This window comes from Stenotrophomonas sp. 1L-E-5-B-C3 (assembly GCF_057292075.1).
The window spans coordinates 15,552-35,775 of the sequence record NZ_JBXAWS010000014.1; the positions used below are offsets into that span (position 1 = coordinate 15,552).

Genomic DNA, 20,224 nt, shown 5'->3' on the forward strand with positions numbered 1-20,224 from the left:
CAGTTCAGGACGACCGGCACCGCGAGGGCACCGCGCAGGCGCGCGATCCATCGCGCAGGCCACCGGTCGCCGGGCCGGGCCCAGCGCAGGAAGCGCACCGGGTTAGCGGCCGCCCGCCAACGAGGTTGAGGTGGCCCGCCCGCACATTCCTGAACGCACTCAGGAACAGCTCAGCAAGCTGTCAGCTGCCGCCTCATTCGGCCACGCGGTCCTTGATCCACTGCGCCCTCGGCAACACCTCGATGCTGCCGGCGGCGTACTGCTGCAGCACGTCATCGGGGCCGAAGCGCGGTTGCCAGCCCAGCAGGCTGCGGAGGCGCGCGCTGTCGTAGACGCGGTCGATGCTCAGCGGCAACGGCCAGCCCCGGCGTTCGAACTCGGCCAGCAGCTGCGGCGCACGCCGGGCCAGCACCCTGCGCGGTTGGGTCGCCAGCTCAAGGCAATCCTCGCGCAGGAACGGTGTGGGTGCGCAGGCAATGTAGCGCGCGAAGGCAGCGCCCTCATCGTGCAGCAGCGCGGCATGCGCACTGGCGACATCCCGTGCGTCGATGCCGCGATGCAGGCGGAACATCGCCATACGCTCGGGCGGCTCCGGAAAGCAGCGACCCATGCGCAGTACACGCACACTGAAGTCCGCGCTCGCCGCCGCTTCGGCCAGCGCCTCGGCCTGCAGCTTGCTGCGGTGGTAGATGGTGCGTGGCAGCGGCTCGGTGTCTTCATCGATCCAGCGGCACCCACCAGCCACCACCGCATGGCCGTACAGCGCGGTGGTACTGGTCAGCACGAAGCGACGGGCACCGGCCTCCCGGGCCGCCGCCAGCAGGTGCCGGGTCGCATCCACGTTGATCTGCTGGAACACCGCATCCGGCACCAGGCCCACGTGCGGCGCATGCAGGGCGGCGGTGTGGATCACCGCGTCGACACCCTGCACCGCGCGTACGACCGCCTGATGATCGGTGACATCGGCGATGATGCGCGTCGTTGCGAACGGGCTGCGATCCAGCCCCACCACTTCATGGGCAGCGGCCAGGGCGCCGAAGATCGCACGCCCGATCCGCCCGGAACTGCCGGTCAACAGAATCTTCATTGAGTCCATTCACTCGAAGCGCCCGGGAACTACCGGGATGTTTCGATTCTAGGCACCCCGCATGTCGTCTGCGATAGGGCACGGTTGCAATTGTGCGTTCATCTTGACGATGTCGACGTGGCCAGCAACTGCCGTGCGACGAACAGTGGATCGTCTCCGCCGGCGACATCAGGCGTGACCCCGGCGCGTTCCCAGTTGCCGCCGGTACGGAGATTGATCGGTTGCCGGTCCGGAATGCTGATCTGATAGCCATCCGGCAGCAGCACAGGATCATCGAACATATGTGCGGCACCGCCACTGCGGCTGCCAACGATGCGCGCGCGACCCAGCGCCTGCAACGAATAGGCGACGTATTCGGCAGCCGAGCCGGTACGGCGGTCGATCAGTACCACCAGCGGCTTCAGGTACGCCGGCAGGCTCGCCGGTGGCAACGGCACCGGCGTACGTCGGCCACGCTGATCCAGTGCCTGCACCTGGGTGATGTTCGCCTCCAGCAAGGTACGCACCAGCAGGTCGGCGCTGCCGTCATCACCACCGCCGTTCTGGCGCAGGTCCAGCACCAGGCCATCGGTGTCGGCCAGCAGGGTGAAGGCAGCCTCCAGCTTCGGACGGGCCAGATCGAGCGGATAGAAGGTACTCAGCCGCAGGTAACCGATATTGCCCTCCAGCACCTTCACCTCGCGCACGCCGGCACCGTTGGCGCGGGCGTCGGCGCGCCAGGCCATCAGCCAGTCGTCCTGTCCGGCGTGGGCATCCACCCGCTCGACGTGGAAATGGCCATCGAATACGTCCAGGTCCTGGTTCAGGCGCGCGCTGAAGGCCTTCGGATCCGCACAGGTATCGGCGTAGCGCTGTTCGTTCGACCAACCACGCAGGGCATCGGCGATGCGGGCACCTTCCACCGCGTCCAGGTACTGCGCCTGTATCGCCGTGGCCGCCGCCTGCAGCACCGCATCCTGTGCCGGGCAGGAGGCTGCAAGCAGTGCGCCAAGCATCCACGAAACCGCCATGCCCCACCCCGCATTGATGATATGTAAGTGCTTATATATCATCGCGACCATGGATCTCCAACATGCCACCCTGGGCACCCTGCTGCGTGCCCTGCTCGATCAGCTTGACCCGGCCGTCGAGCAGGCCTATCGCGATCTGCAACTGGACTACCGACCCCGCTACACCCCGGTACTGCGCACGCTGGTGGCGCAGGGGCCCTGCCGGATCAAGGACCTGGCACTGGCCTGCGGGCTCAGCCATTCCGCACTCAGCCAGACGGTTTCAGCGATGGTGCGCGACGGCTGGCTGCACTCCGCCGTTGGCGAAGACAGCCGCGAGCGCATCCTGCAGCTGAGCCCGCATGCACTGCAGGCGCTGCCGGCGCTGCAGGCGCAGTGGCAGGCGACGGCGCGCGCGGCACGCAGCCTGGACATCGATCTCGGGCAGTCGTTGGAGCAGGTGCTCCGCGACACACTGCAAGCGCTTGAGCAGCGGCCCTTCGCGCAGCGCCTGCGCGATGGGCGCGTGCGCTGACGCGCTTACTGCTCCGCCGCCATCTCGATCTCACTGAGGAAGGTCCAGCTGCCATTGGCCCACCGAAGCTCCAGCGTGCGGCACTGCGCGGCCAGCGGCGCAGCGTTGCCCAGCACGTATTCCTCTTCGGTCGAACCGCTCAGCCCGGCCTGGGTGAATGGCGCCGACAGCATGCCGATCTTCACGGCGGCGGCGCCCGGCTCGGCACACATCACCTCCACGGCTGTCGGCGTGACGATGCCCCACCCCGGGCGGGTCATCGTATGCAGGCCGATCCAGTCCACCCGCCGGCGCTGGCCAAGATCGATGGTGATGGCGACGTTGCCATGCACGCCCACCCAGCCGGCATCCATCGGATTGCGCGGGTCGCCAACCCGGCGATCGAACAGCTCGTGGCCTGTGCTGTCGGGATAGTTCGCATCCGGCGCCACGCTGTAGCTGTAGGTGGTATGCACCGGATCGACGACGTATGAGGCACCCAGGCCGTACAACCCGCGGTAAGTGTTCATCATCCGTGGCGCTTCGGCATGGCCCTGGCCAGGGCCAACCACCTCGGACATGTGGAACTGGCTGAGCCAGGCAACGCGCTTGCCAGCCGAACGTGCACTCCACAACTGCTGGTTGATGCGCTGCACCGAGGCAGACCGGTAGGCGCCGGACAGCCCGTTGCCGGTATCCAGGAACAACGGACTGCCATGGTTGAACAGTTCGATGTCAGCCCACAGACCGCTGGCACCCAGCGCCGCCGACAGCGCCTGGTAATACGCCTCGGTGGAATGTCCCGGACGATCCCACTGGAACAACCTGGCATGCGAGGCCGCACCGATGCCGTCCTGCCATATCTGCACGTCCACGCCGGTGGCCGTGCGGAACTTCGCCGCAGCGCTGGCCACATTGGCCGGATCGATGCTGGATGACGCCAGGTAGGGCGCGACCATCACTGGCCTGGATGGCGTACTGGCTTTGAGGGCAGCAACGATCGCGCGGTAGAAGGACGCGCGGTCGGCAGGTACCTGTGCAGGCTCATCGGTGATGTACCAACCCGCGAAGGCCGGATGCGAACCGTACTGCTGGCCCAGCTGGGCCAGCGACTGCGCTGCATCCTGCGCCACCGCCGTCGCGTTCTGGCCCTGCCAGAAGGTGGCGCATTGCCCCGAGCTGTAGGTGGTGCCGACCACGACCTCCATGCCGCGCGCCGCCGCAGCATCGAGCACTGTGCCGAGTTTGCCGGGGAATCCAGCGATCCATTCGAAATCCTGCGCGCCGCTGGCGCATCCCACGCCAGCGCGCGTGGCACGGGTCTGGCCGAGGATGATCGTGTCGTTGCCCAGGTCCTGCAGCTCGTCCAGGAACAGCGGCAACTGCGCGGCCGGCAGCTGCTCATCGCTGGCCGAATAGCCAACGTGGACGAAGCTGCCGGTCAAAAGGTTACTGCCTGCATGGGCCGGCGCGGCACATGCGAGCAATACGATCAATCCAATCCTGTTCATTCTGTACGTCCCTGTCGTGGCCAAGTGAGTGGCGTCGTTGCCCATCCTAGCAACAGCGGCCGGCACCCCGCCGCGATCACCGGCACGGCTGCGCAATCGCCTACTTCCGCTGCGCCCGCGGCAGCGCGCGCCCAACGCCATTTCAAGCGGTTGATTCATTCAGCTGCGTGATCGAGCCTGCGCGCACCTTCCCCTTGGAGTTCCTCTCATGCGCACGCCACCGGCACCACTGAGCCTGGACGAACGCAACCGCCGCTGGGCCCTGGCCCGCGACATCATGGCCAGTGAGCAGCTCGATGCGCTGGTCGTGCATGGCGATCGGGAAGCCGCCGCCCCCGCCGGCTTTTCCCCGGACTGCTATTTCACCAACGATCGCCCAGGCTCGATCGTGGTATTCGTCGGCGACGAGCCGCCACGGGTATTCACCTTCGCCTCGTTGATGATCGCCGACCACCTCCAGGCCGGCCTGCGCGGCGACCTGCAATGGATCGCGCCCGAGCAGCTGTGGGTAGGAAAGTCCGGTCAGGAAGTCGGCCGCTGGCTGCAGCACTGTGGCCTGCACAACGCCCGTATCGGCGTGCTCGGGCTGGAACCATACCCGCCGTTCTACTTCGATGGTGCCATGCCTGCCCGCACCCTGCAGGGCATGCAGGCCGCAGTACCGGCGGCGCAGTTCGTACCGGTCTACCGTGCGTTCTTCCAGCGCGCCTCGGTGAAGAGCCAGGAAGAACTGGCACTGATCGCTCATGCTGCCTGGATCGGCGAATCCATGAGCGAGGCACTACGCGCCACCGCCCGCCCGGGGGTCTCCGAAGCCGAGCTGGTCGCCGCAGTCACCGCCACCTGCTTCGCGCTGGGCGGCTACACCGCCGAAGTACTGCTTGGCTCCGGGCCCGAGTATGTCGGCTGGGGGCCGCCCGCCTGGCAGTACCGTGCACAGGCGCCGCGCGTGCTGCGCGATGGCGACCTGGTGCTGTCGGAGATCTTCGCGCTGTATGGGCTGATGGAAACGCAGCATCAGGCTGCCGTCGCGATCGGCGAAGTACACGATGACATCCATCGCGCCGCTTCCGTGGCACGGACCAGCTATGAAGCCGGCCTGTCCACACTGCGTGTGGGCAACACCTTCGGCGATGTCGTCGATGCGATGGAAGCACCGCTGCTGGAAGCAGGAGGCTGGCATGTGCACCCGCTGGTCCACAGCCTCAATCCCTACGGGCCCGTTGGCTTCGGCCGTGCGCCAGGCATCGAGGTGTTGCCGGAGGCCGCGCGCTATGCGCACATCACGCCACTGCCGACGGTGGGGCGCGAGCTCCCGTTGCAGGCCGGCATGTGCTTCGCCTTCGAACCCAACTGCGCGTTCGGCCGGCACATGGCCAACATCGGCGGCACGGTCATCGTCGGCGAGCACGCCGGCGTAGCCCTCAACGACAACTCCACCTGGTTGATGCAGGCCGATGCCTGAGTTCATCGCGCACCTGCAGACACCGGCGCGACGGCGGGCGGCTGAGACACGCAGCGAACAGACCCGGACCCGGTTGCTGCAGGCTGGACTGCAGTTGTTCAGTGCACTGGGAGTGGAAGGCGTGCGCACCCGTCAACTGGTGGATATTGCAGGCTGCAGCCAATCCGCCATTCCCTACCACTTCGGCGGCAAGCTGGAACTGTATGCCGCCGTACTCAGGCGCGCCGCACAGGCCATCGCTGAACAGCTGCCGCTGCCCGCGGTACCACCCGCCGGTCCACGCCAGGCCGCACAGCAGCTGCAGCGGCTGATGCGGGCATTCGTGCACGCGCTGCTGGCTGCACCCGATGCAAGTGCGCGGACCCTGTTGCTGGCCCGCGAGCAGATCCAGCCGACGGCCGCGTTCGCCCGTGTCCACCATGAGCTGTTCGGGCCTCTGCATGCGGCATTGGCCGAATGCGTCGCTCATCTTCGAGGCGCCGATGCATCCAGCATGGAGACGGTGCTGCGTACCCACGCACTGCTCGGCCAGGCGATCGTCTTTGCTGTCTCGCACGGCGCCCTGCAGGCGCGGCTTGGAGAAACGGCAGCGGCAGCCGACGTGGAGACAATTGCAGCCATCGTCGGCGGTATGGCTCTGGCCGCAGCCCGGGCGGCGCCAGCCTGAATGGCCATAACCGTCAACCGGATGCGCAGGCCAGGTGAAGGTGGCCTCGAGAATGGCGACCTGGACTTAGCGTGCCATGCCCAAGGATGGGCACCGTCGCCGACTGCGGCGACGCCCACGCAACGGGAGACGTCACATGGCTGACCAGCAACACGGCACCTCCAGTCGGGGTTTCGCCTCGATGGACCAGGGCAAGCAGCGTGAGATCGCTGCCAAGGGTGGACGCGCTGCGCATGCGTCCGGCAACGCACATGAGTTCAGTCCCGCTGAAGCGCGCGTCGCAGGTCGCAAAGGCGGCGAAGCGATCAGCCGTGATCGACAGCACATGGCTGCGATCGGTCGCGAAGGCGGGCATGCGCGCCACGCCAATACGCGGCAGCAGCAGCAAAGCGAGTCCACGACAACGGCAGATGACCCGAAGCGTCAGCAAGGATGAGTAGCCCGTAGTCAGGCCTGCAACCGCCGCCGATGCAGGCCGATGGCCGCCAGCAGCGCCATGGCACCCGCCACGGCCATCGCCCAGCCGAAGCCACTGGCCATCGCGCTGCGGTACCAGGCCAGCATCTGCGGCGTGGACACCATCGAGGTGGGCCGCAGGATCAGCGCGCGCGCCTGCTCGGCTACCCCTGACTGCCCTGCGGCTCGCGCGGAGCTGGCGAACTGCTGCACCGCGCGCACACTCATCAGGCTGCCCAGCAAAGCGATTCCCAGGCTCATGCCAGCTTGGCGCAATGCGTTCATCGTGGCCGAGGCAATACCCGCGCGCTCGGGGGGTACGCTGGCCATGACCGCCATGCCGGTGGCCGGCACCGCCAGGCCCATTCCAACCCCAAGCAGCATCAGCAACGCATTGGCGCGACCCTGCGACGTATCCGGTTCGAACGTCGTCATCGCCAACAGCGCCACCCCGGTCAGGACATAGCCCAACACCAGTGCGGTGGCCAGGCCGATATGGGTGACCAGCCGGCCGAACAGCAGCGACACCGCGCCCATCAGCAGGAACTGCGGGACCAGCTGCGTCCCCGCCAGCACCGCCTCATGGCCCTGTGCCTGCTGGAAGAACAGCGAGAGGAAGAACAGGCTGGCATAGGCGGTGAAGCCCAGCACGAACGAAGCCAGGTTGAGCATGCCGAAGCGCCGGCTGGCGAACAGGTCCAAGGGGAGCAGAGGGCGCGCCACACGACGTTCGACGACGCCAAACGCCATCAGCCCGGCAATGGCGATACCCAGGGCCAGCAGTGTCCCTGGCACCATCAGTCCGTGTTCGCCGATGGCGATCAGGCCGTAGCTGAGCGCGCCCAGGGCAACGATGCTGAGCATCTGCCCGGCCGGATCCAGTGCAGCGTGCTGCGGATGCCGCCGTTCTGGAATGGCCCAGGCCCCCAGCACGAGCGCCAGCAGGCCCAGCGGCAGGTTGATCAGGAAGATGCTCGGCCAACCGGCACGCTGCACCAGCACGCCACCGAGCATGGGTCCCAGTACCAGGGCCAGCGCACTGAACGCCGACCAGCCACCGATCGCGCGCGCGCGCTGGCGCGGATCAGGAAATGCATGACTGAGGATCGGCATCGCGCTGGGAATCAACAGCGCACCCGCGACGCCCTGCACCGCGCGCCCGACCACCAGCATCGACAGGCTGCCGGCGCAGGCGCAGAGCAACGAGCCCAGGGTGAAGGTCGCCACGCTGAGCAGCCACATCCGCCGATGGCCATAGCGGTCACCGAGCGGACCGGCCGACAGCATCAGCGCTGACAGCGCGATCGCATAGGCGTTGATCACCCACTGCAGGCCGGCCATGTCGGTCCACAATGCCAGCTGCAGGGTCGGCAGGGCGACGTTGACGATGCTGATGTCCAGCGAGGCGAGGAACGTGCCGAGATAGGCCGCCAGCACCAGGGCCGGCCGTTGGAAGCGATGCATGTACGGATCCCGCGGAGGATGTGCGCGCATCGTAGCCACTGACTGACCGTCGGTCAATGACTGACGGTCAGTCGCCTGCACAGGGCAGCTAGAATGGTGGCCGCCGCACCCGGATCACGCCCACCATGCAGACCCCAGCTGTCGCCAGGCCGCGCACCAAGCCCGCCGAAACCCGCCAGGAAGAACTGATGGACGCCGCGCAGGCGCTGTTCCTGTCGCAGGGCGTGGAAGCGACCACCATCAGCGACATCGTCGCTGCCGCCGACGTGGCCAAGGGCACCTTCTATACCTACTTCGCCTCGCGCACCGAAATCCTGCAGGCGCTGGCGCAGCGCTATACGCGGCAGTTCATGGAGGAGGTCGACCTGGCCGTGCAGCAGCAGCCCGCCAATGATGGCGTGGCGCGCCTGCGTGCCTGGATCCGCGCCAACATCGAGCTCTACGTGCGTACCCACGCGCTGCATGATGTGGTGTTCGCCAACCACCACCATCACCAGCGCGGCAATGCCGAACGCAGTGCGATCCAGCAGCAACTGCTGGGCATCCTCGAAGCAGGCAACGCCGCAGGTCTGTGGCAGCTTCCAGCGCCCAAGGTCACCGCCTCGTTGATCTATGCCGGTGTGCACGGCGCCACCGACGACCTGATCGCTGCACCGGCACCGGATGCCGATGCCTTCATCGCCGCCGTGCAGGCCGATTGCCTGCGCATGGTCGGCGTGCAACCGACCGGTGCCAAACGGCGCTGACGGACTTTCTGCCGCTCAGGTGTGGGCGAGGATGTTCAACAACCGCCCGAACGGATCGCGGACGAAGAAGCGGCGCACGCCCCAGGGTTCATCGGCGGGGCCGTACTCCAGCGCAATGCCGGCCGCGTGCATGCGATCCAGCACCTCCTGCAGGTTGTCCACTTCGATCGACAGGTCCGGCACCGGGGTTCCGGCGCCGCCTTCGCTGGCGAAGCTGACCTGTGCCAGCGCACTGCCCTGGCCGCCATGGGTGATGATCCAGCCGTGGTCCATCAGCACCGGCATCCCAAGCAACTCGCCATAGAAAGCGGCCGCGCGCGATGGATCGGGCGTGGCAATGTTTGCGACGACGCGTTTGACGGCCATGACACGCTTCCGTTGGAAAGGACGCGTCGAGACTGCCCGACCTTGCACCCAAACAGAAGAGCCCCGTCGGTGACGGGGCCCCACGCACGGCTCAAACGGCGCGACTCACACGCCCATGCACAGGTCGACCACGCAGGTGTTGTACGCCTGCTGGCATTCACCGGCGTCGGCACCACTGGCCAGGCACATCTGATACGCCCGCCAGCACGGCTTGTCGCAGGGCTCGACCGGTCCTGCCACCGCCACCGAACCGGTACATGCCAGCGCGAACACCGCTACTGCGATCATTTTCCTGAAAGCACGCATCGACATCACTCCTTGATAAGCCTGGTGAGCCCAGGCCGGCTCACGGTAGCGAGGCGGCCGAGAGATGGAGTGAACGCTCACGTCACGAAACATTAATCTGTTCATTAAATTTCCTTCACATCACTGGGGGTGATCGTCGCACTGCGGGGTTAACGGCCTTGTTGTCCGTCAATCAAGGAAGTTGTCTGATGAATCACCCGCTGTATGGCCGTTCGTCCCACTCCCGTTCCCCGCGCAGCCGCTTGGCGCTGGCAGTTGCCAGTTGCCTGTTGTTGGCTGCTGCCACGCCCGCCACCGCCAGCGCATCACTCGACACCTGGCAGCAACAGCGCCAGTTGCAGGCAGCTTGGGCGCAACCGGCCACTTCGGCGATCCCTTCCTCAACGGCTCAGTTTCCGGTTGCAGCACCCACAGCGGCAACCAGCACCACGGCGACCCTCGGCAATCCGGGCGACCCGGCCAGTTGGCGCACGGACGAATTCAACGCCGACTGGGGTTTGGCTGCGACCAACGCCGACCATGCCTATGCGCGTGGCCTGACCGGTACCGGCATCCGCCTGGGCGTTTTCGACAGTGGCACAGGCCTGGACCACCCGGAGTTCGCCGGCAAGAACCATCGCGGCCTGCGTCTGGCCGATGTGCTTGCCGATGGCAGCCTGTGCGACCGCGAGGTACTCGACGGCCCGGATGCCTGCTTCACCAGCGACGGCAACCAGGTTGCTATCGATTACACCCTGATTGATCCGGCCTACAGAGACCTGCTCAATCGAAACGGCTACTTCGAGGGTCCGGGCTACAACGTGCACGGCACCCATGTATCCGGAACCATCGCCGCCAACCGCGATGGCAATGGAATGCACGGCGTCGCGTTCGGCGCTGACCTCACCGTAGCCCGCCTGTTTGCCAACAGCGTGAACTACCTGACCGTCGTCGAGCGGGATGGCGGACTGTACCTGGACAGTAAGTCGGTTGCCGCGCTGGGAGCCTCCGATTCGATCTTCCCGCAGCTGTACGCACAGCTCAACGAACAGCACGTACGCGCAGTCAACCATAGTTGGGGCCTGACCAACGAACCGGACACCGCCGAGAAACTCGACTTCTATCTGTCGCATCCGGATCTTGCGGACAGCCTCGGCGCGATAGCAGAAGGCTCACGTGCCCGCGGCCTGATCCAGGTATGGGCTGCGGGAAACACCGACTCGGTCAATCCCTCACCAGAGCAGGCACCGATAGCAGGCATGTATGCATCGATGCCACGCGCCTTCACTGACATCGAGCCGTACTGGTTGGCCGTAGTCAACGTCAACCAGGCCCTGGAGCTGAGCAATCGCTCGATGCGCTGCGGCCTGGCCGCAAACTGGTGCCTGGCCGCGCCGGGTTCGAACATCAATTCGACCGTCTATGGCGAAGACTCGGTCATTGATGCCATCCCCCGCGAGGACAATGGCAATGTGATCCTCGAGGTCTCCGGTCAGGCCCCAACTTATGCCTACGGGAACCTGAGCGGCACCTCCATGGCGGCACCCCATGTAACCGGCGCGCTGGGCCTGCTGTTCGAGCGCTTCCCCTATCTGGACAGTGCGCAGGTCCGCGACGTGCTATTGACCACCGCGCGCGATCTTGGCGCACCAGGCATCGATGAGATCTATGGCTGGGGCCTGATGGACCTGCGCAAGGCCATCGAAGGCTACGGCTCGCTGCGCGTGGATACCAACGTGGTGATGAACCAGAAGGCCGGTGGCCTGAAGGTGTGGGAAGGCGACGCCTGGGATGACTGGACCAACGACATCGGCGGCGCTGGCAAGCTGACCAAGTCCGGCATCGGCTGGCTGCGCCTGAGTGGCGACAACAGCTTCAACGGCGCGGTACTGCAGGACGGCACGTTGGAATTGAACGGCACCAACACACTCACGTCAGCGGTCGAGGTCCAGGGTGGCCAGTTCCTGCTCAACGGTTCGCTGGTTTCCACCGCCTTGAACACCACTGGAGGCGTGAGCACGGTCAGCAGCAGCGGCCTGCTGAAGGACAGCAACCTGACCGTCGATGGCGGCGTGGTGTCCTTCAACGGCACGCAGACCGGCGGCACCACCACGGTCGGTTCGAACGGCCTGTTGAAGGGCATCGGCACACTGGGCAACACCCGTGTGGACGGCATCATCGCGCCCGGCAATTCGATCGGCACGCTGACCATCAACGGCAACTACGTGCAGGGTGCAACCGGCGTCTATGCCGCCGAACTTGCCCCGGGCGGCCGCAGTGACCAGTTGCACGTAACCGGCACCGCCACTCTCGGCGGTACCCTGGTCGCACTGCCGGAGCCGGGTACCTACTACCTCGGCGAGCAGTTCAATTTCATCCGCGCCGACGGCGGTGTCAGCGGCCAGTTCGCGAAAACCGATTTCAGCGCGTTCTCGCCGTTCCTGCAGTTCAGCCTGGCCTACGGTGCCAATGGCACCCGCATCGACGTGGCACGCGGCGCCTCTCTGGCCAGTGCTGCTGCCACGCCGAACCAACGCGCAGTGGCCACCAGCGCCGATGGACTGGCGATCAACCAGGGCCTGCCCAAGCCGCTGACCCAACTGTTCCCGCAACAGGTAGGTGGCGTGCTCGACGGTCTCAGCGGCGAACTGCATCCGGCCACGGCACTGGCCCTGGTCGAGGGCAGCCGCTACGTGCGTGATGCCGCGCTGTCGCGCCGTGCCGGTACCACCGCGCCAGGTGCCGACGCGGGCGATGCCACCGGCGCCTGGGTGCAGGCACTCGGCGGCAACAGCAAGCTGGATGGCAACAGCAACACCGCCCGCACCGAAGCCAACAGCAACGGCCTGTTGATCGGCATCGACCGCGAGTTCTCCGGCTGGCAGGTGGGCGTGCTGGCCGGTACCGGCCGTACCGACGTGAAGCAGCAGGAGCGTCGTGCCAAGTCGAAGATCGACAACACGCACTTCGGCGCCTACGCCAGCCACAACTGGGGCGGCTTCGGCCTGCGCGGCGGTGTGGCCTGGAGCAAGCACGAGGTGAAGAGCACGCGCGACGTGGCGTTCGCTGGCTTCAGCGACAGCCTGAGCGCACGCTACGACGCCCGCACCCGCCAGGCCTTCATCGAAGCCGGTTACCGCTTCGGTGGTCCGGAAGCCGGGCTGGAACCGTACCTGCAGGTTGCGCGCGTGGAAGTGGACCTCAAGCGCATCAACGAACGCGGTGGTGCGGCCGCCCTGCAGGGCAAGGTGGATGACACCGCAACCACGATCGCTACCGCTGGCCTGCGCTTCGACAAGGGCCTGAAGGCCTCGTTCCAGCAGGACAGCTGGCTGCACCTGCGCGGTGGCGTGGGCTATCGCCGCGCCTCTGGCGACCGCAGCCAGGTGGCCAACCTGGCCTTCGCCAACAGCAGCAGCACCTTCGCGGTCGAGGGCGCACCAATTGCCGACAACGCCGTGGTGGCCGAGCTGGGCCTGTCGGCATGGCTGACCCCGCGGCAGCAGCTGGAGCTGGGTTACAGCGGCCAGTTCGGCAGTGAAAGCCGCGACCATGGTGCCAATGCACGCTGGTCGGTCCGCTTCTAGTTCAAGGCACGTGTTCTCTTGATGGATTGGGGCGGCCTTGCGGCCGCCCCTTTTTTGTCCGCCGCCGGCCGCTATGCGCCACGTGGCAGGCAGCTTGCGGCCAGCAGGCTGGCCAGCGGCAACAGCAGCCCACAGGCCACCAGCGGCCACACCGTGTCTCCCGGCAGCAGCACGGTAGCCAACGTCCCCACGCCGGCAACGATCACGCTCTGCAGGGCGTAGTAGAGCGCCACCGCCATCCCCGAGGCATCGGCGAAATCACGCAATGCGCCGTTGGCAGCCACCGATACCACCATCACCAGGCCCACTGCGATGCCCCACATCGGCAGCACCACGCTGGCGAACGACGGTGGCGACAGCGTCGCCAGCGCCATCAACAGCGCGCCGCCGATCATCACCCACAGCCCACGCAGGAAGGTCCCGCGTACCTGCCAGCGGGCGATGAAGCGCTTCGCCAGCCGCGCGCTGAGAATCATCACCAGCGCCACCGTTGCGAACGCCAGGCTGAAGGACAGCGGCGAGTACTGCATGCCTCCGACCAGGATGCGCGGGGCGATCGAGAAGAACACGAAGAAGGTGCCCATGCCCGCACTGAACCCCAGCGTGTACACCCAGAAGCTGGTGCTGCGGAGGATGCGCTGCAGCACCGGGCCTGGCGCGTGACTGCACGGCGGACGGGTCTCCTGCCAATGGCGTTGCGCGCGCAGGCCGGCGATCAGGCCGAGCACGCCCAGCAGTGCGAAGATCGCGCGCCAGCCGAATGCGCCTGCCACCAACGCACCAAGGATCGGACCGAGCGCTGGCACGAAGGCCAGCATCGAGGCAAACAGCCCATACAGCGAAGCACCCTCCGGCGTATCGGCATAGACATCACGCACGGTGGCAAAGGTCGCCACCAGCGCCGCCGATGCACCGATCGCCTGCACGGTACGCCAGGCCAGGAACGCCGCACCGCTGCTGGACGCCGCCAGCGCCAACGACGCGACAGTGAACAGCAACGCCCCCAGCAACAGCACTGGCCGTCGCCCGATGCGATCGGACAGTGGACCGAACACCAACTGGCCCACGCCGAGCGCCAGCAGGTAGGCACTGAGCGTCAGTTGCACCAGCACCGGCGAGGTGCCCAGCGCGCGTGGCATTGCAGGAACCACAGGCAGGTAGATATCCATGGCCAGCGAGGCCAGGAGATCGAAGGGGGCCATCAGCGCGATGGCCGACGGCAGGGAATGGGCCCAACGTGGGGCCTGTCGATTGAACATGGGGAGTCTCCGCCCAGAGTGAATCCGGCGGTGATCCATCCACTTCGCGTGCATCGCAGGGATGATCACCGCAACAACGTCTGCATCGTTGTTGCGGCTCAGCGAACTGTCTGCGGACCGTTCCCGTTGTTCATGGCGCCATCGAATACCTGTACAGGTGGCGCAAGTGTAGCAACCACCGGCAAGCGGCCGCAGCGGTCAGCCCAGCGGCAGCATGTCGATGCGCCTGCATGGCGTCTGTTTCACCTGTTCGATCAGGCGCCGCACCACCGGCGAGGTCTCGGCCTGGCGGTACTGCACGGCAATGGTCGAAACGATGGTCGGCCCGGCCAGCGGCAGATAGACCATGCCCGGCAGCACCAGCGTGCGTTGCAGCACCGATGGCACGATCGCCACCGAACCGACACCGACGGAAACCTCGGCCAGCACCGCTGCCAGATGGCCGGGCTGCGAACGGATGCGTGGAATGAAGCCGCCCCGTCGCGCGACCTCCATCGCGCCGGCCGGCTGTTCCGGCATCACGAACCCTTCCCTGGCCAGCGCCGCCGGTCGCACCGGACTCCGCGCCTGCGCCAGCGGATGGGTTTCCGGCAAGGCCACGCAGAACTGGTCCTCGACCAGGGTGTGTTCACCGAAACTGTCGGGCACATCCATCGGCGGCCGGCAGAACACCACGTCCATCCGGCCTTGCTGCAGCAGCTCCGGCAGCACGCCCATCGGCCATTCGCTCACCTGCAGGTCAACGCCGGGATAGCGGTCGCGGAACCGGCTCAGCTGGTCCTGCAGCGCGCCGGCATACAACGCCGAGCCCACATAACCGATCTCGATCTTGCCGATCTCGCCGCGGCCAGCCCGCCGGCCCACGGTTTCGGCCTGCTCGAACCGGCGCAGCACGTCACGTGCTTCGGCCAGGAACACCTCGCCTGCCGAGGTCAGCGCCGCCTCCCGACGTCCGCGCTCGAACAGGCGGGTCCCGAGCCGGCGCTCGATGTCCTGGATCTGCACGCTCAGGGTCGGCGTGGCGATCCCCAGCCGCAGCGCCGCGCGGCCGAAGTGCAGCTCCTCGGCCAAGGTGACGAAGTACTCCAGGTGACGGCGTTCCATGGGCGGCGCTTCGTTAGGCAAAACCTAACGTACCGGGAAAACACCGAGAATGAAACAAACACCGATCGCTGCTGGAATGCCTGTCCTCTCCCTCTTGAGAGCGACCGGTGCCGCCCTCCCCTACCCCTTCCCCCGTGCCACGCAGGCTGCCCGACCGGGTCCTGCTGGTGGCCTCGCTGGGCTGCACGATGACCGTGCTCGAGACCAATGCAGTGGCGGTCGCACTGCCCGGCATCGCGCGTGACCTGCATGCCGGGTTCGCGGATATCGAGTGGGTGATCAGCGCCTACATCCTGTCCTTCACTTCGCTGCTGCTGCCGGCCGGTGCCATCGCCGACCGTTGCGGCCGCCGCCGCGTGCTGCTGATCGGCATCACCGTGTTCGCCCTCACCTCTTTGCTGTGCGCGTTGGCGCCGACCGCAGCATCGCTCTACCTCGCACGGGCGCTGCAGGGCGTGGGTGCCGCATTCCTGCTGGCGCCGTCGCTGTCGATCATCGGCCACACCTTCCACGAGGGGGCCGCCAAGGACAACGCGTGGGCATTCTGGGGCACGGCGATGGGCATGATGATGGTGCTCTCGCCGTTGATCGGTGGCGCGCTTTCCACACTGTGGGGCTGGCGCGCGGTGTTCATCGCAATCCTGCCGTTCCTCGCCCTGCTCGGCTACGGCGCGCTGCGCTGGATACCGGAATCCTCCGACAGCGTGCTCCGCCCGCTCGACCCGCCCGGCATCGCCACCTTCAGCCTGGCGATCTTCGGCATCGTGCTGTTCCTGGTGGAAGGCCTGGCGCAGGGCTGGGGCGCTGCAACGGCGTTGACCGGGCTGGCCCTGGCCTTCGTCATGGCGACCGCCTTCGTCATCGTTGAGCGGGCACGGCCGCATCCCATGGTGGATCTCGGACTGCTGGCCAGCCCGCGCTTTGTCGGCGCGCTCATCGCCATGGTCGGCTACTCGGTAAGCGCCCAGGTGATGGCCTCGATGCTGCCGCAGTATCTGCAGAATGGCATGGGGCTGGGCGCGTTGGCCGCCGGTGTCGGCATGCTGCCGTTTGCTGCGGCGATGCTGCTGTTCCCTGCGATCGGCCGGCGGCTGGGCCGCCACCTGACGAGCCCAGCCGTGCTGGCCATCGGCCTGTCGATCACCGCCGCCGGCAACGCCGTGGCCGGCCTCGCCGCGTGGCAGCAACGGCCATGGCTGGCATTGCTCGCGATGGTTGTGATCGGTGCCGGTGGCGGCATCCTCAATGGCGAGACCTCCAAGGCCATCATTGGTGCGGCACCGCGCGACCGCGCCGGCGTGGCCTCCGGCATCAGCGCCACCACGCGCTTCGTCGGCATCCTGCTGGGCTTCACCATCCTTTCCAGCGCACTGAGCCTGGGCATCCGCACCGCGTTGGCGGCGGCGGTGCCACCCGGCGACGTGCGGCCGATGGCCGATGCGATCGCCACCGGTACATTCGCCGGCTCACACACCGCGACGTTCGCACAGGCGATCTACAGCCACGGCTTCGCCAGCGCCCTGTGGACCTCGGCTGTCGCCGCAGCGCTGGCCAGCCTGGCGGTGGCACTGCTGGGACGCCCACAGCAGAGCCGCGCAGCACGCGCCTCTGCTTCACGCCGGGAGCCACACACATGCGACTGAACCTTCCACTGATCCTGCTTCTGATCGCACTGCCGGCCACCGATGCGCTGGCGGTGCCAGCCCCGCCCCTCGGTACACCGCCGCGCGATGCACTGCTCAAGCAGATCGACATGGGCATGGCCAATGCCGTGGCGTGGGAATACGCGTTCAATGCCGTTGCGTCCTGCGATGTCGCTCGGCTGGACCACGCGCTGCGCGAGCTGCATGGCAACCACCCCGTGCAGATCCAACCGATGCTGGACGCCGGCTACACCGCAACCTATCGCTCGGCCGAGCCCTATCCCCGCCTGCAGGACCGGCTGGCGGCACTGCGCGATGCCGAAATCACCTGCATGGCCATTGCCAACAGTCGCAGCCATGCCAGCGTCGTCGACAGCGCCGCTGCGCTGCTGGCGTACATCGCCGATCAGCCGCTGTAGCGACGCGATCGATGTCCAGCGGTGTACGCAACAGGAGCCTTTCCCCACGTGCAGCACGCGGCCATGATTTCCGCCGCCGCTACCGCCTGACCTGCGCAGCACTGGTCGCGATGGGCGGCCTGCTGCTGGCACGCGCGGCCGATGTACAGATCATCCACCATCGTTTCTACCTGCGGCAAGCCGAAGCGCGGATGCTTCGGCACCATCCCCTGCGTGCCCATCGCGGCACGCTCTACGATCGCCATGGCGCCGTCATCGCCGGGTCAGCGCCGGTGGCTTCGCTGTGGATCGACCCCAGGGAATTCTTCGATGCATCCGGGTCGGTCGAAGCACTGGCAACGGCACTGGACGCTGATGCCACCGCGCTGGCCCGCCTGCTCGCGCGCGACCGAAAGCGGCGCTTCGTCTACCTGCCCGGCTTCCGCCGGGGTGATCCAACGAGCTTCGAAGCTCTGCTCGCCAGGGCTCCCGCCGGAGTGCACCTGCAGCGGGAGTTCAAGCGCTTTTACCCGCAGTCGGATCTGTTCGCGCAGGTCATCGGCATCACCGATATCGAAGGCCGTGGTGTGGAAGGACTGGAACGGATGTTCGAGGCGCGATTGGCGGGCCGGGCGGGCTACCGCGACGTCATCATCGACCGCAAGGGCCGCCCGGTGGAGCTGCGCGACCGCGGCCGTCCTGCGCGCGCCGGCGAGGACATCGTGTTGTCGCTCGACAGCCGCATGCAGTACACCCTCCATGCAGGCCTGGGGCCGGCGGCCCAACGCCACGGCGCTGCGGCCGCCAGCGTGGTCGTGCTGGAAGTCGGTAGTGGCCAGGTCCTGGCGATGGTCAACTGGCCCACGTACAACAGCAACAATCCCGGCGCGGGGCCGATCGACGCCCACCGCAACCGCGCCGTCACCGATGTATTCGAGCCCGGCAGCACGGTGAAGCCATTCACGGTGGCTGCGGCGCTCGATGCCGGCGTGATCACCACAACCAGCACGTTCAACACCCATCCCGGCTGGATCCGCAACGGACGCTTCACCACTCGCGACTACCGCGACCTGGGTGTACTGGATACGACCGAGGTACTGAAGAAGAGTTCAAACGTCGGCATCTCGTTGATCTCGCGTCGCCTCAGCAGCGACCAGCTTCACGACATGTTCGCGGCCCTGGGGGCCGGGCACCCGACCGGTAGCGGCTTTCCCGGAGAGCGCAGCGGTACGCTGGCCGATACGCACGCCTGGAGCGGCACCAGCAAGCAGACCATGGCCTATGGCTACGGCCTGTCGATGACCACGCTTCAGCTGGCCAATGCCTACGCCACGCTGGCCAACCATGGCGTGCGTGTGCAACCAACGTTCGAGCTAGGGCGCTCACCGGTCCGCACACGGGCGATGCCTGCACATGTTGCCGAGCAGGTACTGTCGATGCTGGCAACCACCTCCGGACCGGGCGGCACTGCGACCCGTGCGCGCATCATCGGCTACCCGATCGCGGGGAAAACCGGCACCGCGCGCAAGGCCAGTGCCGGCGGCTATGCACGCCGCTATACATCGCTGTTCGCCGGCCTCGTTCCCGCAGACCATCCGCGCTATGCGGTCGCCGTGGTTGTTGACGATCCGGATGCGCGGCTGGGGGGCTATGGCGGCGGCGCCGTCGCTGCACCGATCTTCAGCGAGCTGATCGGCCGCTTACTGCATTTGACGGACATCGCACCTGAAACGCGGGATTGAGCCGCCTGCTGCAAAGATGGCCGGAGCGGCAATGCCGCCCCGGCCGTGACGGCCCCGGGGAGAAGGCCGCCAGTGAGCGTCAGGCCGCCTTCATGGCGTGCTTGCGGGCGCGCATGACGTTGTGGCATTCCTGCACTTCCGGAAGTAGCTGGGTCACTTCCTGGCGCACGGCCGGCGGCAGCTCGTTGTCCTTCAGCACATCCTTGAACGCGCCAAGCAGACGATCTTCGGATTCTTCCAGTTCGGCCACATAGCCGTAATTGGTGTCGCCGAAGGCCGCACGCACCTTGCCGTAGAACTGCTGCATCGAACCGACCATGGTGCCGTGCTCGGCCGGCTTGCCGCCGCTGGCAGCAACCGAGCTGCTCAACGCCGAGACGATACGACCCTTGACGCCGGCGATGCGGGTGAACAATGCCGACAGCTCGGCATCCTTCACCTTGGTCGCGGCTTCTTCATAGAACGACTTGCCGTCGCGGGCGATCTCGATCAGGTCGTTGAGGCGATGTTCAATGGTGGACTGGGTGCTCATGGAGTCGCTCCTGTGTGCTCGAAAATCTGTGGGGAATGGCAGCGCGATTGCGTTGCCTTCGACCCCACTGTGGAGGGTGTGCCGTGGCTGTCGGGTGAGTACGGATTGATGTGCACATCACCACGTTCAACGCGCGCTGACTTCTTCATGCGCAGGCTCATTTCCATTCACGGGGAATGAGCGAATCGACGTCGATTCACCAGGGCGCGATGATGATGACCAACGCGACCAGCAGCACGATCGCCAGTACAAGCAGCAGCACATGCCTCTGCCGCCAACTGGGTTTTGGCTTTCCAGGGGTATTCACTACGCGTCTCCTTCGATCTGCAAAAGGTGCGCAGACACACTGATGCAAAGCAGCATGTGCACGCGTAGAGATTTCGTGCAGGGCCCGTGCATGAATGCAGGA

General features: G+C 66.6%; 18 protein-coding genes. 9 read left to right on the forward strand and 9 right to left on the reverse strand.

The features are described 5' to 3' along the window. Positions 1-193: 193 nt before the first annotated feature. Together AC0Z6F_RS16545 and AC0Z6F_RS16550 are read right to left on the reverse strand one after the other, a co-directional pair. A complete protein-coding gene (locus AC0Z6F_RS16545) occupies positions 194-1,087 on the reverse strand; it encodes an NAD-dependent epimerase/dehydratase family protein (RefSeq protein WP_012512186.1) in 894 nt (297 codons plus the stop codon). Positions 1,088-1,185: 98 nt separating this feature from the next. Beyond that, a complete protein-coding gene (locus AC0Z6F_RS16550; protein ID WP_100435285.1) occupies positions 1,186-2,097 on the reverse strand; it encodes a S41 family peptidase in 912 nt (303 codons plus the stop codon). A gap of 49 nt (positions 2,098-2,146) precedes the next feature. Between AC0Z6F_RS16550 and AC0Z6F_RS16555 the strand changes: the two genes are divergently transcribed. Then, positions 2,147-2,611: a MarR family winged helix-turn-helix transcriptional regulator gene (locus AC0Z6F_RS16555; protein ID WP_006395482.1), complete on the forward strand. Its 465-nt coding sequence runs from the start codon at positions 2,147-2,149 to the stop codon at positions 2,609-2,611. A 5-nt stretch (positions 2,612-2,616) separates the two neighbouring features. Here AC0Z6F_RS16555 and AC0Z6F_RS16560 read toward each other — a convergent pair whose 3' ends face one another. Then, a complete protein-coding gene (locus AC0Z6F_RS16560) occupies positions 2,617-4,101 on the reverse strand; it encodes a DUF4434 domain-containing protein (protein ID WP_006395484.1) in 1,485 nt (494 codons plus the stop codon). A 208-nt stretch (positions 4,102-4,309) separates the two neighbouring features. On the opposite strand from AC0Z6F_RS16560, the gene AC0Z6F_RS16565 reads away from it, so the two are divergent. The 3 genes from AC0Z6F_RS16565 (at position 4,310) to AC0Z6F_RS16575 (ending at position 6,669) form a co-directional block, all read left to right on the forward strand. Further along, complete coding sequence (locus tag AC0Z6F_RS16565) at positions 4,310-5,566, forward strand: M24 family metallopeptidase (protein WP_006395487.1); 1,257 nt, start codon at positions 4,310-4,312, stop codon at positions 5,564-5,566. After that, positions 5,559-6,233 carry a CerR family C-terminal domain-containing protein gene (locus tag AC0Z6F_RS16570; RefSeq protein WP_006395489.1) on the forward strand — a complete coding sequence of 225 codons (675 nt, stop codon included), beginning with the start codon at positions 5,559-5,561 and terminating at the stop codon, positions 6,231-6,233. Before AC0Z6F_RS16565 ends, AC0Z6F_RS16570 begins: the two co-directional genes overlap by 8 nt. 136 nt (positions 6,234-6,369) lie before the next feature. Beyond that, complete coding sequence (locus tag AC0Z6F_RS16575) at positions 6,370-6,669, forward strand: KGG domain-containing protein (protein ID WP_006395495.1); 300 nt, start codon at positions 6,370-6,372, stop codon at positions 6,667-6,669. A gap of 11 nt (positions 6,670-6,680) precedes the next feature. Here AC0Z6F_RS16575 and AC0Z6F_RS16580 read toward each other — a convergent pair whose 3' ends face one another. Beyond that, positions 6,681-8,153: an MFS transporter gene (locus AC0Z6F_RS16580; RefSeq protein ID WP_485617866.1), complete on the reverse strand. Its 1,473-nt coding sequence runs from the start codon at positions 8,151-8,153 to the stop codon at positions 6,681-6,683. Positions 8,154-8,278: 125 nt separating this feature from the next. Here AC0Z6F_RS16580 and AC0Z6F_RS16585 point away from each other — a divergent pair, with 125 nt between their 5' ends. Further along, positions 8,279-8,899: a TetR/AcrR family transcriptional regulator gene (locus tag AC0Z6F_RS16585; RefSeq protein ID WP_012512189.1), complete on the forward strand. Its 621-nt coding sequence runs from the start codon at positions 8,279-8,281 to the stop codon at positions 8,897-8,899. A gap of 15 nt (positions 8,900-8,914) precedes the next feature. Here AC0Z6F_RS16585 and AC0Z6F_RS16590 read toward each other — a convergent pair whose 3' ends face one another. Together AC0Z6F_RS16590 and AC0Z6F_RS16595 are read right to left on the reverse strand one after the other, a co-directional pair. Then, positions 8,915-9,265 (reverse strand): VOC family protein, encoded by a 351-nt coding sequence (locus AC0Z6F_RS16590; RefSeq protein ID WP_006395500.1) that lies wholly within the window; start codon positions 9,263-9,265, stop codon positions 8,915-8,917. A 105-nt stretch (positions 9,266-9,370) separates the two neighbouring features. Then, positions 9,371-9,571 carry a hypothetical protein gene (locus tag AC0Z6F_RS16595; protein ID WP_006395502.1) on the reverse strand — a complete coding sequence of 67 codons (201 nt, stop codon included), beginning with the start codon at positions 9,569-9,571 and terminating at the stop codon, positions 9,371-9,373. Positions 9,572-9,759: 188 nt separating this feature from the next. On the opposite strand from AC0Z6F_RS16595, the gene AC0Z6F_RS16600 reads away from it, so the two are divergent. Then, entirely contained in the window at positions 9,760-13,137 is a 3,378-nt protein-coding gene (locus AC0Z6F_RS16600) for an autotransporter domain-containing protein (protein WP_485617868.1), read from the forward strand. Positions 13,138-13,208: 71 nt separating this feature from the next. Here AC0Z6F_RS16600 and cml read toward each other — a convergent pair whose 3' ends face one another. After that, complete coding sequence (cml, locus tag AC0Z6F_RS16605) at positions 13,209-14,396, reverse strand: CmlA/FloR family chloramphenicol efflux MFS transporter (protein WP_485617870.1); 1,188 nt, start codon at positions 14,394-14,396, stop codon at positions 13,209-13,211. Between the two features lie 198 nt (positions 14,397-14,594). After that, on the reverse strand, positions 14,595-15,500 hold the full coding sequence (locus AC0Z6F_RS16610; RefSeq protein ID WP_485617872.1) for a LysR substrate-binding domain-containing protein: 906 nt from the start codon (positions 15,498-15,500) through the stop codon (positions 14,595-14,597). A 107-nt stretch (positions 15,501-15,607) separates the two neighbouring features. Here AC0Z6F_RS16610 and AC0Z6F_RS16615 point away from each other — a divergent pair, with 107 nt between their 5' ends. The 3 genes from AC0Z6F_RS16615 to AC0Z6F_RS16625 are packed head-to-tail and all read left to right on the forward strand — an operon-like array spanning position 15,608 to position 19,283. Then, positions 15,608-17,143, forward strand: coding sequence for an MFS transporter (locus AC0Z6F_RS16615; protein ID WP_485617874.1), 1,536 nt, complete (start codon positions 15,608-15,610; stop codon positions 17,141-17,143). Beyond that, positions 17,134-17,562, forward strand: coding sequence for a hypothetical protein (locus tag AC0Z6F_RS16620; RefSeq protein WP_032973152.1), 429 nt, complete (start codon positions 17,134-17,136; stop codon positions 17,560-17,562). Before AC0Z6F_RS16615 ends, AC0Z6F_RS16620 begins: the two co-directional genes overlap by 10 nt. A gap of 11 nt (positions 17,563-17,573) precedes the next feature. Next, positions 17,574-19,283 (forward strand): peptidoglycan D,D-transpeptidase FtsI family protein, encoded by a 1,710-nt coding sequence (locus tag AC0Z6F_RS16625; RefSeq protein WP_448123455.1) that lies wholly within the window; start codon positions 17,574-17,576, stop codon positions 19,281-19,283. Positions 19,284-19,362: 79 nt separating this feature from the next. On the opposite strand, the gene AC0Z6F_RS16630 is transcribed toward AC0Z6F_RS16625, so the two are convergent. Further along, complete coding sequence (locus AC0Z6F_RS16630) at positions 19,363-19,815, reverse strand: PA2169 family four-helix-bundle protein (RefSeq protein ID WP_006395575.1); 453 nt, start codon at positions 19,813-19,815, stop codon at positions 19,363-19,365. Positions 19,816-20,224 lie beyond the last annotated feature (409 nt).